The sequence below is a fragment of the Paraniabella ginsengisoli genome (genome assembly GCF_022513635.1).
GTDB classification, from domain to species: Bacteria; Bacteroidota; Bacteroidia; order Chitinophagales; family Chitinophagaceae; genus Niabella; species Niabella ginsengisoli.
In genome coordinates this window covers 522,521-543,425 of the sequence record NZ_JAKWBL010000001.1, presented here as the reverse complement: position 1 = coordinate 543,425, position 20,905 = coordinate 522,521, and the positions used below count along the sequence as shown (strand labels likewise).

Annotated in this window: 21 protein-coding genes; 9 read left to right on the top strand and 12 right to left on the bottom strand. The window is 38.6% G+C overall.

Translation table 11 applies throughout. From position 1 onward, the window contains the following. The first annotated feature begins 27 nt into the window (after window positions 1–27). A complete protein-coding gene (locus MKP09_RS03040; protein ID WP_240826380.1) occupies window positions 28–384 on the top strand; it encodes a helix-turn-helix domain-containing protein in 357 nt (118 codons plus the stop codon). Window positions 385–487: 103 nt separating this feature from the next. Here MKP09_RS03040 and MKP09_RS27235 read toward each other — a convergent pair whose 3' ends face one another. From MKP09_RS27235 to MKP09_RS03020, 4 genes are all read right to left on the bottom strand, one after another. Beyond that, a complete protein-coding gene (locus MKP09_RS27235) occupies window positions 488–1,096 on the bottom strand; it encodes a C40 family peptidase (RefSeq protein ID WP_240826378.1) in 609 nt (202 codons plus the stop codon). 235 nt (window positions 1,097–1,331) lie between these two features. After that, window positions 1,332–2,321 carry a phospholipase domain-containing protein gene (locus MKP09_RS03030; RefSeq protein ID WP_240826377.1) on the bottom strand — a complete coding sequence of 330 codons (990 nt, stop codon included), beginning with the start codon at window positions 2,319–2,321 and terminating at the stop codon, window positions 1,332–1,334. Continuing rightward, window positions 2,275–2,889 (bottom strand): alkaline phosphatase family protein, encoded by a 615-nt coding sequence (locus MKP09_RS03025; protein WP_240826374.1) that lies wholly within the window; start codon window positions 2,887–2,889, stop codon window positions 2,275–2,277. The genes MKP09_RS03030 and MKP09_RS03025 overlap by 47 nt, the downstream gene beginning before the upstream one ends. Window positions 2,890–2,939: 50 nt before the next feature. Beyond that, window positions 2,940–3,893, bottom strand: coding sequence for an alkaline phosphatase family protein (locus tag MKP09_RS03020; protein ID WP_240826373.1), 954 nt, complete (start codon window positions 3,891–3,893; stop codon window positions 2,940–2,942). Window positions 3,894–4,369: 476 nt separating this feature from the next. On the opposite strand from MKP09_RS03020, the gene dnaE reads away from it, so the two are divergent. From dnaE to MKP09_RS02995, 4 genes are all read left to right on the top strand, one after another. Then, window positions 4,370–7,114: a DNA polymerase III subunit alpha gene (dnaE, locus tag MKP09_RS03015; protein ID WP_240826371.1), complete on the top strand. Its 2,745-nt coding sequence runs from the start codon at window positions 4,370–4,372 to the stop codon at window positions 7,112–7,114. A gap of 38 nt (window positions 7,115–7,152) precedes the next feature. Beyond that, a complete protein-coding gene (locus MKP09_RS27230; protein ID WP_394801001.1) occupies window positions 7,153–8,040 on the top strand; it encodes an OB-fold nucleic acid binding domain-containing protein in 888 nt (295 codons plus the stop codon). A gap of 269 nt (window positions 8,041–8,309) precedes the next feature. Next, window positions 8,310–8,879, top strand: coding sequence for a thioredoxin family protein (locus tag MKP09_RS03000; protein ID WP_240826370.1), 570 nt, complete (start codon window positions 8,310–8,312; stop codon window positions 8,877–8,879). Window positions 8,880–9,039: 160 nt separating this feature from the next. Beyond that, complete coding sequence (locus MKP09_RS02995) at window positions 9,040–9,726, top strand: TIGR02117 family protein (RefSeq protein WP_240826369.1); 687 nt, start codon at window positions 9,040–9,042, stop codon at window positions 9,724–9,726. A gap of 84 nt (window positions 9,727–9,810) precedes the next feature. Here MKP09_RS02995 and mqo read toward each other — a convergent pair whose 3' ends face one another. The 4 genes from mqo to MKP09_RS28570 form a co-directional block, all read right to left on the bottom strand. Beyond that, entirely contained in the window at window positions 9,811–11,292 is a 1,482-nt protein-coding gene (gene mqo / locus MKP09_RS02990; protein ID WP_240826368.1) for a malate dehydrogenase (quinone), read from the bottom strand. 326 nt (window positions 11,293–11,618) lie between these two features. Continuing rightward, complete coding sequence (locus MKP09_RS02985; RefSeq protein ID WP_240829163.1) at window positions 11,619–11,756, bottom strand: hypothetical protein; 138 nt, start codon at window positions 11,754–11,756, stop codon at window positions 11,619–11,621. Window positions 11,757–11,880: 124 nt separating this feature from the next. Continuing rightward, entirely contained in the window at window positions 11,881–12,966 is a 1,086-nt protein-coding gene (locus tag MKP09_RS02980) for an ABC-F family ATP-binding cassette domain-containing protein (RefSeq protein WP_240826366.1), read from the bottom strand. A 56-nt stretch (window positions 12,967–13,022) separates the two neighbouring features. After that, entirely contained in the window at window positions 13,023–13,448 is a 426-nt protein-coding gene (locus MKP09_RS28570; protein ID WP_240826365.1) for an ATP-binding cassette domain-containing protein, read from the bottom strand. 216 nt (window positions 13,449–13,664) lie between these two features. Here MKP09_RS28570 and MKP09_RS02970 point away from each other — a divergent pair, with 216 nt between their 5' ends. Then, window positions 13,665–13,904 carry a DUF6364 family protein gene (locus MKP09_RS02970; RefSeq protein ID WP_240826364.1) on the top strand — a complete coding sequence of 80 codons (240 nt, stop codon included), beginning with the start codon at window positions 13,665–13,667 and terminating at the stop codon, window positions 13,902–13,904. After that, window positions 13,897–14,040 (top strand): PIN domain-containing protein, encoded by a 144-nt coding sequence (locus tag MKP09_RS02965; protein WP_240826363.1) that lies wholly within the window; start codon window positions 13,897–13,899, stop codon window positions 14,038–14,040. Before MKP09_RS02970 ends, MKP09_RS02965 begins: the two co-directional genes overlap by 8 nt. Window positions 14,041–14,345: 305 nt before the next feature. Here the strand turns inward: MKP09_RS02965 and MKP09_RS02960 are convergent, their stop codons facing one another. Beyond that, window positions 14,346–15,131, bottom strand: coding sequence for an SDR family oxidoreductase (locus MKP09_RS02960; protein ID WP_240826362.1), 786 nt, complete (start codon window positions 15,129–15,131; stop codon window positions 14,346–14,348). 92 nt (window positions 15,132–15,223) lie between these two features. Continuing rightward, window positions 15,224–16,798 carry a M1 family metallopeptidase gene (locus tag MKP09_RS02955; RefSeq protein WP_240826360.1) on the bottom strand — a complete coding sequence of 525 codons (1,575 nt, stop codon included), beginning with the start codon at window positions 16,796–16,798 and terminating at the stop codon, window positions 15,224–15,226. A gap of 266 nt (window positions 16,799–17,064) precedes the next feature. Between MKP09_RS02955 and MKP09_RS02950 the strand changes: the two genes are divergently transcribed. Next, window positions 17,065–17,682 carry an SRPBCC family protein gene (locus MKP09_RS02950; RefSeq protein ID WP_240826358.1) on the top strand — a complete coding sequence of 206 codons (618 nt, stop codon included), beginning with the start codon at window positions 17,065–17,067 and terminating at the stop codon, window positions 17,680–17,682. Between the two features lie 11 nt (window positions 17,683–17,693). On the opposite strand, the gene MKP09_RS02945 is transcribed toward MKP09_RS02950, so the two are convergent. Next, a complete protein-coding gene (locus tag MKP09_RS02945) occupies window positions 17,694–18,389 on the bottom strand; it encodes a rhomboid family intramembrane serine protease (RefSeq protein ID WP_240826357.1) in 696 nt (231 codons plus the stop codon). Between the two features lie 59 nt (window positions 18,390–18,448). Beyond that, window positions 18,449–19,093 carry a J domain-containing protein gene (locus tag MKP09_RS02940; RefSeq protein WP_240826356.1) on the bottom strand — a complete coding sequence of 215 codons (645 nt, stop codon included), beginning with the start codon at window positions 19,091–19,093 and terminating at the stop codon, window positions 18,449–18,451. Between the two features lie 249 nt (window positions 19,094–19,342). Here MKP09_RS02940 and MKP09_RS02935 point away from each other — a divergent pair, with 249 nt between their 5' ends. After that, entirely contained in the window at window positions 19,343–20,836 is a 1,494-nt protein-coding gene (locus MKP09_RS02935; RefSeq protein WP_240826355.1) for an MAP7 domain-containing protein, read from the top strand. The last annotated feature ends 69 nt before the right edge of the window (window positions 20,837–20,905 follow it).

Below are 20,905 nucleotides of genomic sequence, written 5' to 3'. Positions count from 1 at the left end.
TTTCTTATATATTTAAATACGAAGCTTATGATAAACCAACGATTAAAGCAACTAAGAAAGGCAAGCGGTATCTCTCAATCTCAAATGGCAGCCCTTTTACACAAGAGTCAAAATGCTTATAGCCTTATGGAATCCGGCAAATCAAAAATAGATGCATCTCTTATTCCGGATATTTGCAAAGCATTTAATGTAACGCCCGACAGTTTATTTTCATTAGAGATTACAGCACCTTCCCCAAATGATGAAACATTGGATTATATAAAGATTATCAAGCTGTTGAAAGATGAACTGGACAAAAAGAATGAGATGTTGAAGCTTTCTTTGCAGGCGTTAGCGGAATTTGATAAAGTAGTAGAAAAAATAAGGATATTATCAGTTTCCTGAATATAGTCAGAGGAAATATAAGTAATGACGCCGGTTACGTATCGGCTAAATAGGTCAAAAAAAATCCGGTCTTCAACCGGATTTTTTTAATTTTTTATTCCTATTAATTTGTAGCGTAGTATGAGTTGTCTCCCATTCTACGGGCGCCTAAATAACGTGCTGCATAGTAATTCTCATCTAAATCACTAACGGTAACCCCTCGGCCTGAAGAAGCATGCACAAATTTATTATTCCCCAGATACATTCCCACATGCGATATGCCCCCTGTAGTATTGAAGAAAAGTAAATCCCCTTGCTTTAAATTGTTAGAAACAGCCATCGCAGCAGCTTTGAACTGTTCACGTGCAGTTCTTGGCAAATCAATTCCAAAAGCCACTTTATATACTGCTTTCACAAATGCACTGCAATCAATTCCTCTTTTAGTAGTGCCACCATAACGATAACGTGTACCATACCATTCGTCAATTGTTTCGAGCAACTTAACATTGGTCAACATGCCGGGCAGCATATTTAATAAAGATGCATATTTAACTTGTACTTCGGTTGGAATTGATAGTTTCAGAGCTGCAAGATCTGCCTCAGTTGCATCAATGTCAGATATCTTGCTTTCGTTGATGACATCCTCCACACGTTTTTCGCGTGTAGCAGATTTTAAACTAAATGATGAGGCAGCTACCTGTTGCGCCTTCATTTGCTCAGGCTGCGTTGGCACAGTCTTTGAATTAAATTGGTTGTTCAGTTTGAGGGGGCAGAACAGCTAGTCATTAAAAGAGAGGCAATTAACCCCAGAAAAAACACACGTAGCATATATATCAAATCCTTTTAATTATAAATCCTGTCTAAAAAACGGAATTTGTTATCAATTTTCGAGTATTAATAACGGCATTTCACAAATAATATTGTGAGGGTTACCGCTTTTTTATTTTATTTTATACAAAACATTGATTTTAAGCCGAATAGGATTGTAATTCATTGAAATCCATCCTATAAAGTTTCTTTTTTCCCATTGCCGGATCGGTAATACTTTCACCTCCTGTTTCAACATGTCCTGCAAATCTTTGAAGTTCATTACTGTTTTTCCTTCTCACCGTGAAATCGTACCAATTGGAAGATTTTTTAAGATTAAGAACAATAGACTTATTGCGTTGATGAGCGTTAATAGTATGGCTAACCATCGGGTTACCATAAGCATTATCAATAATTTCTATATCAATGTCTTTTTGCTCTTTATTTGACAATAACAATTCAATATTGCCGGTTACTCCTTTTTGCTTTTGATAATGGCAACTGATTTCTATATCAGAACCATTGTTGTCGCCCATAAATTCACGATAGAATCCGTTGGGACCGTAAACGCGTAAGTGATAAGCGCCTGTGTCAAAATCCGATAACTTCCAGGTATCAACCAATTGATGCCCGGCAGCAACAGTATAATTCCAGGAACGGTTGACCTCAAATTCATTTTTGTTTTTCAGTGCTTTGTGCTTTCCAATAGCATAAACACGAAACGGAGCCCCGGCAGCCAACTCACCGAATTGCTGCTTAGATGCTTCCAGGTGAATTTCAAAATTACTTTTATCCCTGTTCAACTTGCCGTTAACGTATAACTCATAAGGAATGGCGCAGGATTGCCTTGTACCGGTTTCCTGCTTCGACATCCACTGGCTTAAATCTCCCTTTTGAAGATCTGTTTCCGTTATTTTTTTATACCCTGCAGGCTCAGGAGTAAACTTAGCGTTATAAAGGGTTTCAATAAATCGATCCCGATTTACAAAATTTATTTTACGGTCTTCATCCTTTTTAAAAGTGCTGAAGGCTGATGTAAGATCTCCGCTTATGGCTCTTCTCCACGGATTTATATTGTCGAATTTTATATCTTTTTTGAATTTTTTACTGCAAAATGTTTCCAGAAATTGAAGAGATAGAAGTGTGTTCAAAAAGCTGAGAGCAAACTTTACCACCTCTGCTCCACGGTGAAGCAATAATCATTGGCACTCTGAAACCCAGTCCCACAGCACCTTCCCGCGCCTGGTTGGCTGGAATGCCTTGTTTTACTTCATTATCAAAGCGAACATGCTCTATTTCTGTGTCAATTTCCGGCATACATTTTCCGGTTCCAGGAAGCTTATTGTCCGAAATAGAGAAGGGAGGAACATGATCAAAATAACCGTCATTTTCATCGTAAGTAATAATAAAAATAGTTTTTTGCCACACTTCCGGGTTTTTTGTAAGAATGTCAAGTATTTCCGAAAGATACCAGGCTCCATACCAGGGAGCACTAGGATGATCGGAGAATTTTTGAGGCCCGGCCAGCCAGGAAATGGTTGGCAAGTTTCCTTCGTTCACATCTTTTCTAAACTGATGAAAAATATCGCCTGCAGGTACTTCCAACTCCTGTTCTTTTCCTTTTTCCTTATACTTTAATTGGGTCAGGTTGTGATAGTCAGGATCTCCGATATTGGTAGTGAACGCATTTTGAAATAATTGTTTTTCCTTGTCAGACAATTTTTCAAAATTTTCTTTATTCCATTTGGCAAGTTCTTCACGAGCAGCATCTAATGCTTTTTGCTTATTTCTGATGGCCGCCAGATTTTTTCTTCGTCCATTTCGCCAGGACTTGCTTCTTGAAGATTGTTAATTTCTCCGGGCAAAGTGTCAACCTGGTTTTGAAGGCTTTGAATATATTTTGGTGCGAATTTTACATTGTAGGCTGCGAAAAATTCTAACAGGTTACAACCAAAATTGGCCAACCACGAACGCTCCTCTCCTTTGAAGCCACCGCCAGTTGAAATTTCATTCTGATAAAACTTCCAGCCGATCTCGTTTTTTGAAAGAAGCTCGGGAAAAGTTGCCCACTTTAGTTTCGCTGCAGCATAATCGGTATTGCGAATATTGGCCTTGGTGAGTCCATTTTCTTCATACATTATATTGGCAGTCCAGAAAAAAGAGCGGTTGGGCGTAGTACTCGTCATTACAGAGCAAAAATTCTGATCACAAATAGTAAAAGCATCGGCCATGGCATAATAAAAAGGCAGGTCTTCACGGGTATAATGCCCCAAAGTAAGCGGCATAGAAGCGTATTTTTTATTACCCGATTTCTTTGCCAGCAACCATTGATCATATTTGCCCAAATTGTGCGCGTCTACCTGGCTTGCGCGAGAGTGAGGCAAATCTCCCATCCAGGTAATCTTTGAATTTTTTATATCTAAACGAAATGGCGCGTAAGTATCGCCTTTATCATCTGTTTGAAACCATACTGGATTTTTATTGGGAAGCGAAATAGCACGAGGATCATTAAAACCTCTTACGCCTTGCAGCGTTCCGTAACTATGATCGAAAGACCGGTTTTCCTGCATCAGGATCACAACATGTTCAGCATCAAGGAACGTGCTGCCTGGTTTAGGATCAATTGCCATGGCTGCTTTAATAGAGTCCGGCACAAAAGCCGTTACACCGGCTGCACCAGAAAGCAACATCGCTTTTTTAAGAAAATCTCTTCTGTTATCCATTATTCAGATAGGTTTAGGGCTTTATTCAAGAAAATAAATGTAGAAAAAGTTTTTACTTAGCAGGTTGGCCTGTTTTAAGTTATTGTAAAATGCAGTGCCGGCATAGCAATCTTTAAAAACAAGTCAACCATCACATCGTTTATTCGTTTTATCTAAGCAGGATGTGGATAATTTATAGATCCGCTTCCGCAAAGGATTTAACGTTCACAGCATTAGACTGTGCATAAACAGATTGGTTTAAAAATAATTTTTATTGCACATTGCGTTTGGTAAGTTGATGAATAGGAAGTAGGGAATGGCGAGAGCAAGTAGGTAATATCGAACCATTTGAATTTATCTGCTTCTTATTTATATCAAAGACATTTGTTGACAATAAAGGAGAAGTCCTAAGGACTTCAATTATAATAGCCACCAATCCAATTGGCGGTTCAAATCAATCCGTCAATCCAATTGACCGAAAAAATAAAAGTATATAAATGAAGTTTTCGCATTTACACGTTCACACACAATATTCACTTTTAGATGGGGCAGCGTCCATCGGTAATTTATATAAAAAAGCCATTAAAGATGGTATGCCTGCGTTAGCCATCAGCGATCATGGAAATATGTTTGGTGTTTTTCAATTTGTAGCAGAAGCATATAAGAATCTGGATGAGAACGGTAAGCCCAAAGTGAAACCCGTTGTAGGTTGCGAGTTTTATGTTGTAGAAAATCGTCATGAAAGAACTTTTACAAAAGATAAAAAAGACAAACGCTATCATCAGATTTTATTAGCAAAGAATGAAAAGGGTTATAAAAACCTTACCAAACTCACCTCTTTAGGCTTTATTGAAGGGTTGTACGGTAAATATCCACGTATTGATAAAGAACTGATATTGCAATATCATGAAGGATTAATTGCCACAACCTGTTGCTTGGGCGCTTCAGTACCACAAGCTATTTTAAGAAAAAGCGAAGCCGAAGCTGAGCAGGAGTTTAAATGGTGGCTCGATTTATTTGGAGATGATTTTTATGTAGAACTACAGCGTCATGATATTTCTGATCAGGATAAGGTAAATGAAGTGTTGATAAAGTTTGCCGCCAAATATAAAGTACCCATTATTGCCAGCAACGATTCGCATTATGTAGAGCAGGAAGATTTTAACGCGCATGATATTTTGCTTTGCATCAATACCGGGGAAAAGCAGTCTACTCCTGCGTTTCGGGGCGATTTTTCTGATGATGATGTGAACATGAAAAATATGCGTTTTGCATTTGCAAACGATCAGTTTTATTTTAAAACGACCGAGGAAATGTCGAAGCTGTTCAGCGATATTCCAGAAGCAATTGATAATACCAACGCTATTGTAGACAAAATTGAGTTGCTCGATTTAAAGCGAAGCATCCTATTGCCGAATTTCCCTATTCCCACAGAATATAAAACCCACACGCAAGATGAGAAAACGGATAAAGGATTAGTCACTGCCGATTCATTAAATCAGTGGGAATATTTAAAACATCTTACTTACGAAGGCGCACGCAATCGTTACGACGGAGGCTTTGAAGGAGACGTAAAAGAACGTATCGATTTTGAACTATTTACCATCAAAACGATGGGCTTTGCAGGTTACTTCCTAATTGTAAGTGATTTTATCAAAGCAGGTCGGGATAGCGGCGTATTTATTGGTCCGGGTCGTGGCTCGGCTGCGGGTTCGGTGGTAGCCTATTGTATCGGCATTACCAATATTGATCCTATAAAATATAACTTGCTATTTGAGCGTTTTCTAAATCCTGATCGTAAATCGATGCCGGATATTGATACCGATTTTGATGATGAAGGCCGCCAGAAAGTAATTGATTATGTAGTACAGAAATATGGCAAAAGCCAGGTGGCGCAAATCATTACTTATGGTACGATGGCGGCCAAAATGAGTATCAAGGACGTTGCCCGCGTAATGGATCTACCGCTGTCCGAATCAAACGCATTGGCAAAACTGATTCCGGAGAAGCCGGGAATTTCTTTGAAACGTGTGCTGCATGCGCCTTTACAGCCAAAAGCTGGCGAAAAATCATTGATAGAAAAAGAAGGATTGGTATCGGAGGATTTGGAAAATGTGAGGAAGATCCGTGAAATATATAATGGTCAGGATCTTCAAAGTAAAGTATTGCATGAAGCGGAAATACTGGAAGGTTCCGTACGTAACACTGGTATTCACGCTGCAGGAATCATCATTGCCCCAAAAGACTTGACCGATTTACTGCCTGTAAGTACGGCTAAAGATTCTGACTTGTGGGTTACACAAATTGAGGGAAGTGTGATAGAAGAGGCTGGTGTAATTAAGATGGACTTTTTAGGTTTGAAAACCTTAACCATTATCAAAAACGCACTTGCTTTAATCAAATTAAATCACGGTTTAGATATTGAAATAGATAACATTCCGTTAGATGATGAAAGCACATACCGGCTTTATCAAAAAGGAGAAACAAACGGAACCTTTCAGTTTGAAAGTCCGGGCATGCAAAAGCATTTAAGAGATTTGAAGCCGGATAAGTTCGGAGACCTAATTGCGATGAATGCATTGTATCGACCCGGGCCGTTGCAATATATTCCAAGTTTTATCAAGCGTAAGCATGGATTAGAAGATGTTTCTTACGACTTGCCGGAAATGGAAGAATATTTGGCAGAATCTTACGGGATTACGGTCTATCAGGAGCAGGTAATGCTACTAAGTCAAAAATTGGGTGACTTTAGTAAAGGCGATGCGGATGTATTGCGTAAAGCAATGGGTAAAAAGCAGAAAGCCGTACTTGATAAAATGAAGAAACAGTTTATTGACGGTGCTGTAGCGAAAGGACACCCTGCCGATAAACTTGAAAAAATATGGACGGACTGGGAAGCTTTTGCACAATACGCCTTCAACAAATCGCACTCTACTTGTTATGCGTTTGTGGCCTATCAAACTGCCTATTTAAAAGCGCATTATCCCAGCGAGTACATGGCGGCAGTATTGAATAATGCTGGATCGTTGGATAAAATAACCTTCTTCATGGAAGAATGTAAAAGTATGGGATTGAAAGTGCTGGGTCCTGATATTAATGAATCATTGAAAGGGTTTGCGGTAAACAAAAAAGGCGAAATACGTTTTGGTTTGGGTGGATTAAAAGGTGTGGGTGAGGCAGCAGTCGAAAGCATTATTGAAGAAAGAGAGAACGGTGCTTACACTACTGTCTTTTTGATTTAGTAAAGCGAGTAAACCAGCGTGCCGTTAATAAAAAAACAATGGAAAGTCTGGTGTATGCTGGCGCGTTCGATTGTTTTACAGAACTACATCGTGCGCAATATTTTCATACAGAGCCTAATGATAACATGAATGGATTAGAAAGAATTATTAAATATGGCCAGGTGTATCAAACTCAATCGCAAAACACCTCCAATACGTTGTTTGGTGATCTAAGCGAATCAATGGAAATTCAAACGCCGAAACTTCCTGATTGCGAGCCCTGGCCATTGGTCATTCATTTAGATAATGAAAAAGAAGTAACAGGAATTTTCATCAGCGGTCATCCGCTGGATGATTACCGTTTTGAAATGGAGCATTACGGCATTTCAAAAATTGGGTTTGTGAACGGGTTTAAAGATGATAAGGAGAAAGTAAACTCCAATGCTACATTTAAAATAATGGGATTGGTAAGCGATGCACAGCACCGTGTAGCAAAGAGCGGGAATAAATTTGGCAGTTTTGTTATTGAAGATTACAGTGGAAAGCTTGAGCTGGTGCTGTTCTCAGAGGACTATTTAAAACATTCTGCAATTTTACAATTAGGGGCAACTGTTTATATCACCGGCTTTTTTAAACAACGTTTCAATGGGGATTTCGATTTTAAAATATCATCTATTTGCCTGGCCGAAAGTGTAAAGAAAAATTTTACAAAACGATTAAGCCTGCAACTACCAGCTACTGATATAACAGAGGATATGATCGCTTTTGTACAACAAAATCTTAAAAACAACAAAGGTCCCAGCACTTTGAACTTTATGATCAGAGACGAAGATGAAGATATTGCAGTTGAACTACTCACAAACGGTAAGGGCTTTGAAATGAACAATGAGTTGATTCAGTTCTTATCAGATAAAGAAAACTGGAAAGTGAAGGTGGAATATAATTAGCAAGTGGAAATTTAGCAAGTAGCAAGTGGGACAACCTCGTCTGACCGTCTGCTAATAATGATATGGGGTTTTATACTTTGAATATTAATTCACGTTTTATCGTCGTTCCGACCGAAGTTTTGCCTCAAGCAAAACGAGTGGAGGAATCTCTCGAATGATGTAAGAGATTGCTCGGCTTCACTGCGTTACGCTCGCAACGACGAACACAACTCCTTAAATCGGTCAGACAAGTCCTTCAACTTTTCAAATCTTTTCTTGTTATCCCATACATGAAAACATTAACCTGGAAGGAATATTTGAATTATACACATGAGCTGTTAACAGCAGAACCTCCCGTGCCACCATACGACAATACGGATTATTATCATTACACCAAAATGAATGAAACCCGTATGAAGCGCTGGTTAAAAGCCAATCCGATAACTCAGGAAACCGAGGTCGTAGTAAAAAGTATCAAACAACCGCAACATTGGACCGTAATTACCGAACCCTGGTGTGGTGATGCGGCGCATATTGTACCGATATTGTATTTGTTGAGTGAGCTCAACGATCAAATTAAATTCAATCTTCAATTGCGGGATAGCGACTCTGAAATAGAAAGCTACCTTACTAACGGGTCGAAATCTATTCCCATTTTGATAGTGAGAGACGTCAATGGTAATGATTTATTTCATTGGGGACCCAGACCTAAAGCGGGACAGGAAATGTATCTCAAACTTGCTGAACAGAAGGCAGATTTTGAAGTAATAAAGAATGCTATTCAAACTTATTATAATGCGGATAAGTCACTAAGTACCCAAAACGAGATTGTTGAGTTGTTAAAGCAGCATGCTATTTAAATTTATATTCAGCGATTTTTTACCGAAGGCAAACTTTGCAATCTTTGGTTGCGAAGAATATGAATACTTCTTAGCGAACTTTGCGTGATAATTCATTCAAGTTTCCGAATAACAGATCGTCATCGATTATTATATTAGTTTTGTGCTAATAATACCAATAATGAAAAAACTGCTGAAACTTCTTGGAAAAATGCTTTTATATATTCTTGCATTTCTTGTGCTATACGTCATCGCTGCTCTATTGATTCCACATATTCCGGTTAATAAAAACAAGGATTATAAATCTCCTAATGATGTTACAATTTTTATAAAGACAAATGGCGTACATGCGGACATCGTTGTACCGGTTCGTAACGAATGGATGGATTGGACGAAGTATGTAAAATATGAGGATACGGATTTGAAAGATTCAACGTATTCTTATGTGGGAATGGGTTGGGGCGACAAAGGATTTTATTTACAAACACCTACCTGGGCTGATCTTAAATTTTCAGTAGCATTTAAAGCAATGACAGGGCTAAGCAGCTCTGCGATACACGCGACCTTTTATAAAATGGTAACTCCTGATGCATCAACAGTTGCACTTCATATCAGCCAAGAAGATTATACGGAATTGGTAAAATACATAATCAACAGTTTTGATATCAATAAGGAAGGAAACCCCATTCAGATTCCCAGCGTGGATGACGGGTATGGAAATATGGATGCATTTTATGAAGCAAAGGGATCGTACAATTTATTTCGTACCTGCAATTCTTGGGCGAACAGGGCATTAAAAGCAGGACATCAAAAAGCGGCATTCTGGGCTTTGCGTGATAAAGATATTTTTAGACATTATGAGAAATAGTGATTGATTGTTGATATATGCACAGCAGTACAAGTGAGTGACACAAGGAAGATGATAGAAGCGCTGTCGCTTGTGACAAAATAATTACGCCGTCAATTCCAATATACGGCTGCTTCGTTCTCTAACTGCTGCTAATAACTCCGGATTTTCTTCCAGGTTTTGCCCGTAAGATGGAATCATATTTTTCAGACGATCCATATTCGCTTCCGCCCTATCGGGAAAACATTGATATAACAACTTCAACATGATAGAAACCGCTGTGGACGCGCCTGGAGAAGCGCCAAGCAATGCAGAGATGGAGCCATCAGCCGAGGTTACGATCTCAGTTCCAAACTGAAGTGTTGGCCCGTTATCCGGATCGTTATGAATTACCTGAACGCGCTGCCCGGCTTCCTGTAATTTCCAGTCTGATTTTTTTGCTTCGGGATAAAACTGCTTCAACACTTCTAACCTGTCTTCAAATGACAAACTCAATTGTTTGATAAGGTATTTTTCAAGATCGATATTTTTAATACCCACTTTTATAAGCGGGAAAATATTCCAGTATTTTACCGTTCCGAACAGGTCCCAGTAAGATCCTTCTTTTAAAAACTTAGTAGAGAACGTAGCAAAGGGGCCAAACAAAATTGCTTTTTCTCCATCAATAATGCGGGCATCAAGATGCGGCACACTCATTGGAGGTGCACCCACTTCAGCTTGTCCGTAAACCTTCGCATTATGTTGAGCGCTTATTTGCTGATCTTTACAAACCAGCCATTGTCCGCCAACCGGAAAGCCTCCATATTTTTTGCCTTCAGGAATATCAGCTTTTTGTAAAAGCTCCAAAGAACCGCCGCCAGCACCAATGAAAACAAATTTAGCAAGCACTTCATATTTTTTACCGGAAGAAAGATCTTTCACTTTAATACGCCAGCGCTTATCGCTCAACTGTTTTAGCTTTCTTACTTCGTGGTGCAAATGCAATTGCGCCCCGCCTGTATTTTGTAACGAGTTGATCAATGCGCCTGTAATAGCTCCAAAGTTTACATCGGTTCCCTGCGTTGAATAAGTAGCAGCTATTTTTTCAGATGCCTCTCTTCCTTCAACAATCAAAGGCGTCCATTGCTTTATCACATCGTGGTCTTCCGAATATTGCATTTCCTGAAAGAGATTACTTTCCTGTAGCGCTTTAAATCTTTTATTCAGATAAGTTACATCCTTCTCTCCACGAACAAAACTCATGTGTGGCGTGGAGCGTATAAAATCCTTTGGATTTGCTAACCTTTCCTGTTCTATTAAATAAGACCAGAACTGCTTAGAAACCTCAAATTGTTCCATAATAGCGCGCGCCTTATCTGTATGCACCACACCATTCGCATCTTCGGGCGTATAATTTAATTCGCACAATGCAGCGTGGCCCGTGCCCGCATTATTCCAGGCATCAGAAGCCTCTTCTGCAACGTCCTTCAATCTTTCAAAAATATGGATCGATTTATCCGGCGCCAGTTGATTAATGAGCATGCCTAATGTTGCGCTCATAATTCCTCCGCCAATAAGGACTACATCTGTCTCGATGATTTCTTTCATACCCATTTTATTTAATTCAAAAAATGCGGCGCGAAAATACTACGAATATGTTTTTTAACCTACGGCTGAAAAGAAGGAATTTATTTTTAACACAGGTTTTGACCAGCAAATGACAATAGGTAACGTCTATTTTGCTGGTTTCATTTTATATGATTTTAAATAATTATGTAACAAGCATTCAACATATATCATCCAAATTGCGTCGCACTCTTGTACTGTTGTGCTTATGGCATCCTACACATTCGATAAAGACCTTCGAGGTTTTTAAAACCTCGAAGGTCTTACACTTCCGACTTCCTGACTTCCCGACTTTCAGACTTCTTCTCTCATCCCTCAATCAACTCACTCAACTCCAGCCAGCGCATTTCTTTTTCGTCCAAAAGGCTGGCAATTTCTCCAATACGATTAGAAGATTTTTGTAATTCTTCAAATGGAAGATTGCTATCGTTTAATTGTGCGGTTATAGTTTTTCTTTCTTTTGTAAGGTCTTCAATTTCTTTTTGGAGTAATTCAAATTCTCTTTTTCTTTAAAAGAAACTTTTTTCTTTTCGGGAGTTGGTACGCTTTTTACGATTTCTGTTTTTGCTGTCAAATGCGAGCTGTCATCTGTAATCTTCTTCTTCTCTTCCTGTAATCTGAACTGCGTGTAGTTTCCAGGAAATCTTTAATAACGCCTTCGCCTTCAAAAACCAAAAGATGATCTACAAGCCGATCCATAAAATAACGGTCGTGGCTTACAATTAACAAGCAACCAGGAAATTCCATCAAAAAGTTTTCTAATACGCCAAGTGTTGGCAAATCCAGGTCGTTGGTCGGTTCATCCAGAATTAAGAAGTTAGGATTTCTAAAAAGAATGGAAAGCAGGTGGAGCCTGCGTTTTTCGCCACCGCTCAATTTACTGATGTATGTATATTGCTTGTCAGCATTGAATAAAAACAGTTCTAAAAATTGCGAAGCGCTCATGGTGCCCCCTTTAGCCAACGGAAAATGTTCAGCAATATCTTTTACATATTCAATCACGCGCATATCATTTTTCACTACTAAACCCTGCTGCGAATAATTGCCGAAAATAATCGTATCACCAATATTTACTTTTCCGCTATCCGGTTCCTGCAAACCCTGTAAAATATTGATAAATGTAGATTTGCCTGCTCCGTTCTTCCCAATCACTCCAACACGTTCGCCTTTATTAAAAGTATAGTCAAAGCCTTCAAGGATTTTTTTATCGCCAAAAGATTTATACAATTTTTTCAGTTCAACCACTTTTCCGCCAAGACGGTTCATTTTCATTTGTAGTTCAACCTGCTCATTTACCACTTGTTTTTTGGCGCGCTTTTCTACTTCGTAAAAACTATCTTCCCTGCTTTTTGATTTGGTTGTTCGTGCTTTCGGTTGTTTACGCATCCACTCCAACTCGCGCCGGTAAAGGTTTTTAGCTTTGTCGATACTTGCCAGATCATTTTCTATACGTTGAGCTTTCTTTTCTAAATAGTTTTCATAATCACCTTTATGAATGTAGAGATTGCTACCCTCCATTTCCCATATCTCATTACAGGCTGCGTCTAAAAAATAACGATCGTGGGTAACCAATAATAAGGTTACATTTTCTTTATTTAAAAAATGCTCCAACCATTCCACCATTTCCACATCCAAATGGTTGGTGGGCTCATCCATAATTAGTAAAACATGCTTATGTTCAAATCCAATATCAATAAGGGTTTTAGCAAGTGCTACACGCTTTTTTGCCCGCCACTCAGGTTTTTTACTAATGCGTCGAGGTGATGAATTTTAAGTTTGCCAAAAATCTGCTTCACTTTTGAATCAAAATCCCAGGCATTTAATTCATCCATCTGCGCTAAAGCATCCGTTATTTTGTCAACATCTTCAGTTTCGCTGGCCGACTCATAATCTTTAATGGCTTTTATTACAGGGTTGCTATGAAAAAATACATTATCGGCAATGGTTTTTTCGTCGTCAAGATCTGGCTCCTGTTCAAATAAAACCACATCAACGTCTTTGTTGATCCAGAGTTTTCCTTCATCAGGTGTTTCTTTACCTGCTAAAATTTTTAACAAGGTTGATTTACCGGTACCATTGCGGGCTACCAGGGCTATTTTATCACCTTCTTCTATATGAAATGAAATATCGGAGAACAACGGCTGAATGCCATAACTTTTTCTAAACCCTCTGCGGAAACGTAATGCATTTGTTAATGTGATAATATGATGATATGATAATAGCCTGCGAAGGTAAGAAGAAAGAAAGGGTAATAGGAAAAACGAGAAATAAGATATTATTTTTAAATCGTGCGTATATTTGCATTATACGTGCGCATACTATTAATTGTACGAGTTGATAATTAAAAAATAAAAATGAAGGCGACGCTTAATCTTAGATTTGATAGAGAAACTATTGAGGCTGCGAAAGAATATGCTTTGAAAGAAAAGACAAGTGTGTCGGAAATTGTTGAAACCTATCTGAAAAAATTGACAGCAAAAAGCAGCAAAAAGAAATTTCAATCTGATAACCTTATTGGAATTCTTAAACAGTATAAAAATCTGTCTAATGACGAAATGAGAGACCTATATATGAAGGGTAAGCACAATGCGTAAGCTATATTTGGATACCAATGTGATTTTGGAACATGCTATGCAGCGCGATAATTATTTGGCTGTGGCTGATATATTTCATCTTGCTGAAGCGGGGGCTATTGAATGTTACACATCGGCGGCTACTTTTTTACGATAGCTTTTTTCTTCGAAAGGAGCAAAACAGCAAACAGGTTTTCAAAATCTATTTTTCATTTATCAAAACAGTATCCACGCGAGATGAGGACCTACAAAATGCTATCAACTCTTCGTTTACAGATGTTGAAGATGGATTTCAATATTATTCTGCATTAGGAAAATGCGACGCCTTCATTACTTTTAATAAAAAGATTTTACAAAGCATCAGACAAAAAAATTGCCTTGCCTTACGCCTTCCGAGTTTTTAAATTTAACGTGATCATACCGCATTTTCTAAAATGTAGAGATGGGTCGTAAATCAATGTTCTATATCGACTTCAACAACCCTCCATCCACCGGAATGCTCGCTCCTGTTACATAAGCCGCCTGCTCCGAAGCTAAAAAAGCAACAACATTTGCAAGTTCTTCCGGCATGCCCAATCTTTGTAAAGGAATATCAGTAATTGATTTTTTTGTAATTTCTTCAACAGTTGTATGCAGCATTTTTGCTTGCGTTTCAAATAATTCGGCAAGTCGCTCTGTGTCAAAGTTTCCGGTAAGAATATTATTTACAGTGATATTGTATTTGCCCACATCGCGAGACAAAGTTTTGCCCCAAGCCACAACAGCCGCGCGGATTGTATTGGATAAAGCAAGATTGTCAACCGGCTCTTTTATTGTTCTTGATGTAAGATTAATGATGCGGCCATATTTATTTTCTTTCATTCCCTTCACCACTTTCGCCGTTGTGTATTGAACCGTTTGAAACAAAAGATTGAAGGCAGATAAATAATCTTCAGATGTTTTTTCCAATACCGTTCCGGCTTTAGGACCATTGGTATTATTTACTAAAATATCAACCTGGTTAGATAAAAAATAATGATCAATGATCTTTTTATACTTCTCAAAATCCGAAAAATCTGCAACTAAATAATTGTGTTTTTGATTTTCGGAAACGGGTAACGCTGCAACTACCGTTTTTAATTTTTCTTCATTGCGTGCCATTATTGTAACCGATGCGCCGCTTGCGGCTAATTGTTTTGCAACTGCTAAACCAAGTCCCTGGCTGGCGCCGCCAACCAAGGCCTTTTTATATTTAAGAGAAATGAGCATGGAAAATATTGAATATTAAATTTAGAATTTCAAATGATAAATGCGGTGACGAAATTTTACATTCATCGTTTTATATTTATCATTTAAACTTCTTAAAGGCTTCCTTCTACTTTAAGTTTATTAAAAGCTGAGTCCAGGTTCGTTCCTAATGATTTTTCAAATGCAGCTTTCATATCTTCAGGTTGCGGATGTTTATTGCTCCATTCTTTAAAATATTCTTTAAAAGCAGCGTCAATCTTTTCCTGTCCAGACTGCTGTTCCAATTGATATACCCACATGGCGGTTTTAATGTAGGAGATCAATCCATACTCCTGCGAAGTTTTAAAATTAGCAGCAGGCTGATCAATAACTGAAGTCATCGGGATCTGACGCATAGCATTATAAAGTGTTGCCTGGAATTGAGACACTGGTAAGTTTTTTAGAGCTTCCGGCACCTGATCTTTAAAGATCGAATTGTACCTGTATTTTTCTGCTTCATATCGAAACTGAAAATAAGTATTCAATCCTTCATCCTGCCAGGTATGTTCTCTTTCATTACTGCCTAACATACTCATAAACCAGTTATGGCCAATTTCATGAGCGATTACACCATCCAGATACTCTTTGCTGGCATCGGGCACAGTTATTAATGTAATCATTGGATATTCCATCCCACCGCTCGAATTGTTTTTGGGCCCTTCAAAAACCTGTACCGTTGGATATTGATAATCACCGATCCATTTGCTATAGGCTCTTGTGCCGTCTTTGGCATAATCGATACTGTTGTTCCAGATGGTGCCCGGCTTGTTTTTATAATAGGTAAAAGCATCTACTATTTTATCCGAACTCAATTGTAAGGTGTCATACTGAATCACCACATTTTTTTCCGCAAACCATGCAAAATCAGGAACATTTTCGGCGGTATAAGAAAGTGTTTTACTTCCGGATTTGCCTTTATACAATTCTGGAGTACCTGTGCGGTTGGTTGCATTTTTAGAACCGATAGTTTTGTATTGTTCCAGCTCATCTTTGTTTTGTAATACGCCTGTTGCGCCTACTACATATTCGCCGGGTAATGTAATATTTACTTTATAATCGCCGTATTCGCTGTAATATTCACCCATGCTCAGGTAAGGAAATTCATGCCATCCACTTTTATCATATACTGCTGGTTTAGGATACCATTGTGTTGCCATAAACTGGCCGTCAGCAAATCCTGAGCGGGAAAAATAGGAAGGAAGCTTTACGTTAAAGTCTGTTGAAATGGTGGCTGATGCACCAGGTTTCAGGCTTTTCGGTAAAAGCACTTTAATGATATCGATATAATTTGGATTACTATGCGGCTCCGTTTTCGCAGTCTTTCCGTCTACTTTAAAATTCAGTCCATCAATATAACCGCGCGTAATATTAGACAGATCTTCCTCCGATGTAGAGTCGTTCATTAATTGCTGAAATAAAGCAGTGCTGTCATTTTTATAAGCATTAGGCCAAATGTGAAACCAAATAAAATCGAGCGTTTCAGGAGAATTGTTGGTGTACACCACTTCTTCTTTACCCGAAATGGTATTGACTTTATCATCCAGTTTTACATCCATTTTATAAGATACATGTTGTTGCCAGTATTTATCCTGGGCAAAAACAGTTGTGGTTAGCGCTAACAAAAAGCACACATAAATCGATCTTAACATACAAGTAATTTTTTTGAAGATAAGGAGAAGTTCTAAAGCTTATTTCATGTTTTGATGAACGGTATAACCAACAGCAGATTAGCGTTAAGGGTTTATTAAGATAAAGCAAACTGCTTCATAAAATAAGCACCAAATGGATAAATACTACACTTTTTAGCGGGAAGACATAGGGGTAATGACTTTGCTGATTGTATTAGATATGTTAGTCGATTATTAAATACCAGTTTGGCAAAAGCCGACATAAATATAAAAACATGAAAAATATAATGAAAAAAGTACTGTTGCTCACTGCTTTTTCCCTGTTTCTTACAATATCCCATGCAAGCGATTTTGAATTGGTAAAAACCGACAAAAATATTTCAGTTTATGAAAGATGGGTCAAACATAATGGCAAAACCGTTCGTGAGCTCAAGGTGGATTTTACAGCTCAGGCTTCATCTGCCGAAAAGGTGATTGCCTTGCTTAAAGATCCTTCCAAAGGAACGAAGTGGAATACGAATGCGAAAAGTTTCCGCATCGCCCACACAAGCAATGATGCTGTATGGTTAAGTTATGTGCGTTATGATATTCCCTGGCCTATGAGTGATCAGGACTGTAGTCTTAAATATTATTTTAATAAAAGTGAGCTAAACAATCCTGTATGTAATATTTATTTTGAAGGTATTAAGACAGAAAAATTTCCCGTAGTAAAGGATGTTACAAGGATCACCGGAACGAAGGGGAAGTGGATGGTTGAAAAAACAAAAAGCGGAAATCTGAAAATTACTTATCAGATTGTTACTGATAAAAGCGCCAGCGTTCCCCGGTGGATTTCCGATCCCATCATACACGATAATATCATTACAACAATGTCGGTATTTAGAAAATTATTGGAAAGGGCATAATTCTTCATCTCTTAATACCGGGCTCTTACCAATTGCCGTTTTACAAAAAAATGAACCAATATTAATCCGGCTACAAATCCGCCAACATGCGCTGCATAGGCAATGCCGCTACCCTCGCGACCCATGGCGCCCCAGCCTTCGATCACTTGAAGTGCGATCCATAATCCCAAAGCAATAAAAGCATTAACCCTGATGATAAAGGGGATTAAAAAAACGCGGATTTTATTTTTTGGGAATAATAAAATATATCCACCCAATACACCCGCAATAGCGCCTGATGCACCTAAGCTCGGTGTGTACATTCCTGTATTTGTATAGGAAGACATATATACATGAGCTAATGTTGCCAGAACACCGCATAACAAATAAAAAGCTAAATAGCGCGCATGGCCCATCACATTCTCAAGATTGTCTCCAAAGATCAATAGATACATCATGTTGCCGATGATGTGTGCAAAACCGCCATGCATGAACATGGATGTAATGATCGTTCCATAAACGGGGATGGGTGTTTTGCCAAGCCCGCCGCCGGTAATGTCCCGGTTATTTAGAATTTCTTCAGGCACCGTTGCAAAACTCATTATAAAGTTTTCGTTGCTTCCCATTCCCTGGGCAAATACAAAAACGAGTACATTAATCGCAATAAGAAGATAATTAATATAAGGAGTTAAAGTCCGCCCCGAATTGTCATCACCAATTGGTATCATAAGATTAAAATTATTATGGAAGATAATCTATAAACTACAAAAAATTGAAGGCTACTTATTCAATATTTTAAAGAGGTACCCCATATTAAAATACATAACAAAATCACCAGCAAAATAACAAAGGCTGGCCTTGAGGTTTCCCAAAAAAGTTTACCTGCCAGTTCTTCTTCCGTTTGTTTGATATCAGTTACATAATTGCTATTGATTTGTTGAAGAGAGCTATAAAAAGCCGCACGCTTGTTTGTAGGTAATACTGCCACAAGTTGCAGGAACTCACGCACAATAGCATCATTCACAGAAATCTCATTAAAATCATTTAATAATTTAAGATTTTCATTTGTTAGAAGTAGCTCCAATTCTTCTCTAATCCCTTCCTTATTCATTCTATAAATATCCATCTGATGAATTTTTTGGCTGGCTGACAAGACTTGTCTCAGTACATCTTCAGGTGTATTTATGGGTAGTTCAAAATTTTGGCCATACGCCTTGTGAAGCCATCTTTCCTGCAGATATTTTTCTTTCCTTACGGGATTGGATAGTGTTTCATACGCCTCTTTGATTAGCTCAAAGTATGCGTTAGTAGATTTATTGTCAGCATTTTTATCAGGGTGATATTGATGTGCAAGTTTACGATAAGCCGTTTTAATTTCAGAGAGATCGGCTGAAGGAGAGATTTTCAATATTTGATAGTAATCAATTGCCATGTATAGCAAATATGTTAATTATTTTTTGTTGATATATGTGAAAATTATGAAATTCTATTCTAAAGGATATCACATTGATATTCATGCGCTTTTATATATCGCTCTTTTGAAGAATGTAAACTAAATCTTAAAACATTGTGTGAGAGGCGACTTTGGAATAATTTAAGCAACTTTATTTACATCACCACGTCATTATATCAGAAGTTCAAACTTCAAAATTTTATAACAACAAAGTTTAAATAAATTAAAATGAAACGATTAATCAACTTTTTAGGTGTGGGATTAGTGCTTGCGTTTGCAATGCTATTAACCAAGCCGGTTGATGCACAGCCGAATGTAGGGGTTAATATCAATTTTCAGACTTTCTATGATCAATTGAGCCCTTACGGAGAGTGGATCGACTACCCTGAATATGGATACACATGGAGGCCGCGTGTTGGTTCCGATTTCCGGCCTTATTCTACCAATGGTTCCTGGGCTTATACAAACGACAACGATTGGATGTGGAATTCAGGATACGATTGGGGTTGGGCAGCATTTCACTATGGCCGTTGGTTCCATGATCCCCTTTATGGATGGATGTGGGTTCCTGGTTATGAATGGTCTCCGGCATGGGTAAGCTGGCGTGGTGGTGGCGATTATTATGGTTGGGCTCCTATACGTCCGGGCATTAATATCAGTATCGGATTTGGAGGTTATAACCCTCCTTATGATTACTGGACTTTTGCACCAGGCCGTTATATGACATCAAGATATATCAGCCGCTATTACTATCCTTATCGTAATAATGTTACCATCATTAACAGAACTACTATTATAAATAATTATTACGGGTCACGAGGTAGTAGTTCGAACAGAGGCAGAACAAGTAGAAGCTATTATACGAACGGCCCTCGTCGTACTGATGTAGAAAGATACACTGGCCGTATAAACACAGTAAGTGTAAGAAATTCTACAAGACCAGGCAGGACTTCTGTAAGCAGAAATTCAATTTCAGTGTATCGTCCGGCAGTAAGTAGAACCAGTAATCGTTCTAATTATGCGCCACGTACAGTACAGAAATATGATAGGAACAGTGTGGCTAGCAGAAGTAGCAGCAGCAACAATAGAACAAGCAGAAGCACTGATGTACGTACTAATTCAAATAGCAATAGTTCAAATGCTAATAGTTCAAGATCACGGGCAAATACAGCTACACGTCAGCAGGATGCTACCAGGGATAACAGGAGCACTAATACTAACAATAGCGCTGACAGATCGCAGGGATCAAACCGCCGGTTTGAGTCTGATGCAAACAGGTCGAATGCTACTCAACAAGCTGATCAGTCAAGACAACGTAACGAAATTCAAAATCGTCAGCAACAGATGCAACGTTCACAGGAGGTAAGACAGTCTAAAGAACGTACTGAAGCAACAAGACAGCGCAGTAATGCTGAGGCACAACAGCGTTCAGAGCAAATGAAACAGCGTAACGCTGAAGCACAGCAACGCACGCAACAAATGAGGCAGCAGCGTGAAACTCAGGCTAGAGAGCAAAGCAGGGCAAGAGCTGAGTCGCAGCAAAGATCTGTACAGCGTGAAGCGCAATCGCGTAGCAGAGAAGTACAAGCACAGAGGCAACAATCATCTCCAAGAGTAGAGAGAAGCGCACCAAGCAGAAGTGTTGAGAGCCGCAGCTCCAGCCCTTCGCGTTCATCAGGAGGTGACAGAGGCGGAAGCAGCCGAGGCGGAAGGGGAAGATAAAATTGGGTGAGGTTTAGTTTTTTATATATTTAAAGTTTGCAAAACGGTTCCGGATTTCCGGGACCGTTT

Coding starts and splice junctions, on each gene's coding strand:
- MKP09_RS03020 (WP_240826373.1), bottom strand. CDS start 3,893: ATGGATAACAGAAGAGATTTTCTTAAAAAAGCGATGTTGCTTTCTGGT.
- MKP09_RS02955 (WP_240826360.1), bottom strand. CDS start 16,798: ATGTTAAGATCGATTTATGTGTGCTTTTTGTTAGCGCTAACCACAACT.
- MKP09_RS02940 (WP_240826356.1), bottom strand. CDS start 19,093: ATGGCAATTGATTACTATCAAATATTGAAAATCTCTCCTTCAGCCGAT.
- MKP09_RS02970 (WP_240826364.1), top strand. CDS start 13,665: ATGAAGGCGACGCTTAATCTTAGATTTGATAGAGAAACTATTGAGGCT.
- MKP09_RS27230 (WP_394801001.1), top strand. CDS start 7,153: ATGGAAAGTCTGGTGTATGCTGGCGCGTTCGATTGTTTTACAGAACTA.
- mqo (WP_240826368.1), bottom strand. CDS start 11,292: ATGAAAGAAATCATCGAGACAGATGTAGTCCTTATTGGCGGAGGAATT.
- dnaE (WP_240826371.1), top strand. CDS start 4,370: ATGAAGTTTTCGCATTTACACGTTCACACACAATATTCACTTTTAGAT.
- MKP09_RS03000 (WP_240826370.1), top strand. CDS start 8,310: ATGAAAACATTAACCTGGAAGGAATATTTGAATTATACACATGAGCTG.
- MKP09_RS03040 (WP_240826380.1), top strand. CDS start 28: ATGATAAACCAACGATTAAAGCAACTAAGAAAGGCAAGCGGTATCTCT.
- MKP09_RS02945 (WP_240826357.1), bottom strand. CDS start 18,389: ATGATACCAATTGGTGATGACAATTCGGGGCGGACTTTAACTCCTTAT.
- MKP09_RS02995 (WP_240826369.1), top strand. CDS start 9,040: ATGAAAAAACTGCTGAAACTTCTTGGAAAAATGCTTTTATATATTCTT.
- MKP09_RS02960 (WP_240826362.1), bottom strand. CDS start 15,131: ATGCTCATTTCTCTTAAATATAAAAAGGCCTTGGTTGGCGGCGCCAGC.
- MKP09_RS02950 (WP_240826358.1), top strand. CDS start 17,065: ATGAAAAAAGTACTGTTGCTCACTGCTTTTTCCCTGTTTCTTACAATA.
- MKP09_RS02980 (WP_240826366.1), bottom strand. CDS start 12,966: ATGGATGAGCCCACCAACCATTTGGATGTGGAAATGGTGGAATGGTTG.
- MKP09_RS02935 (WP_240826355.1), top strand. CDS start 19,343: ATGAAACGATTAATCAACTTTTTAGGTGTGGGATTAGTGCTTGCGTTT.
- MKP09_RS02965 (WP_240826363.1), top strand. CDS start 13,897: ATGCGTAAGCTATATTTGGATACCAATGTGATTTTGGAACATGCTATG.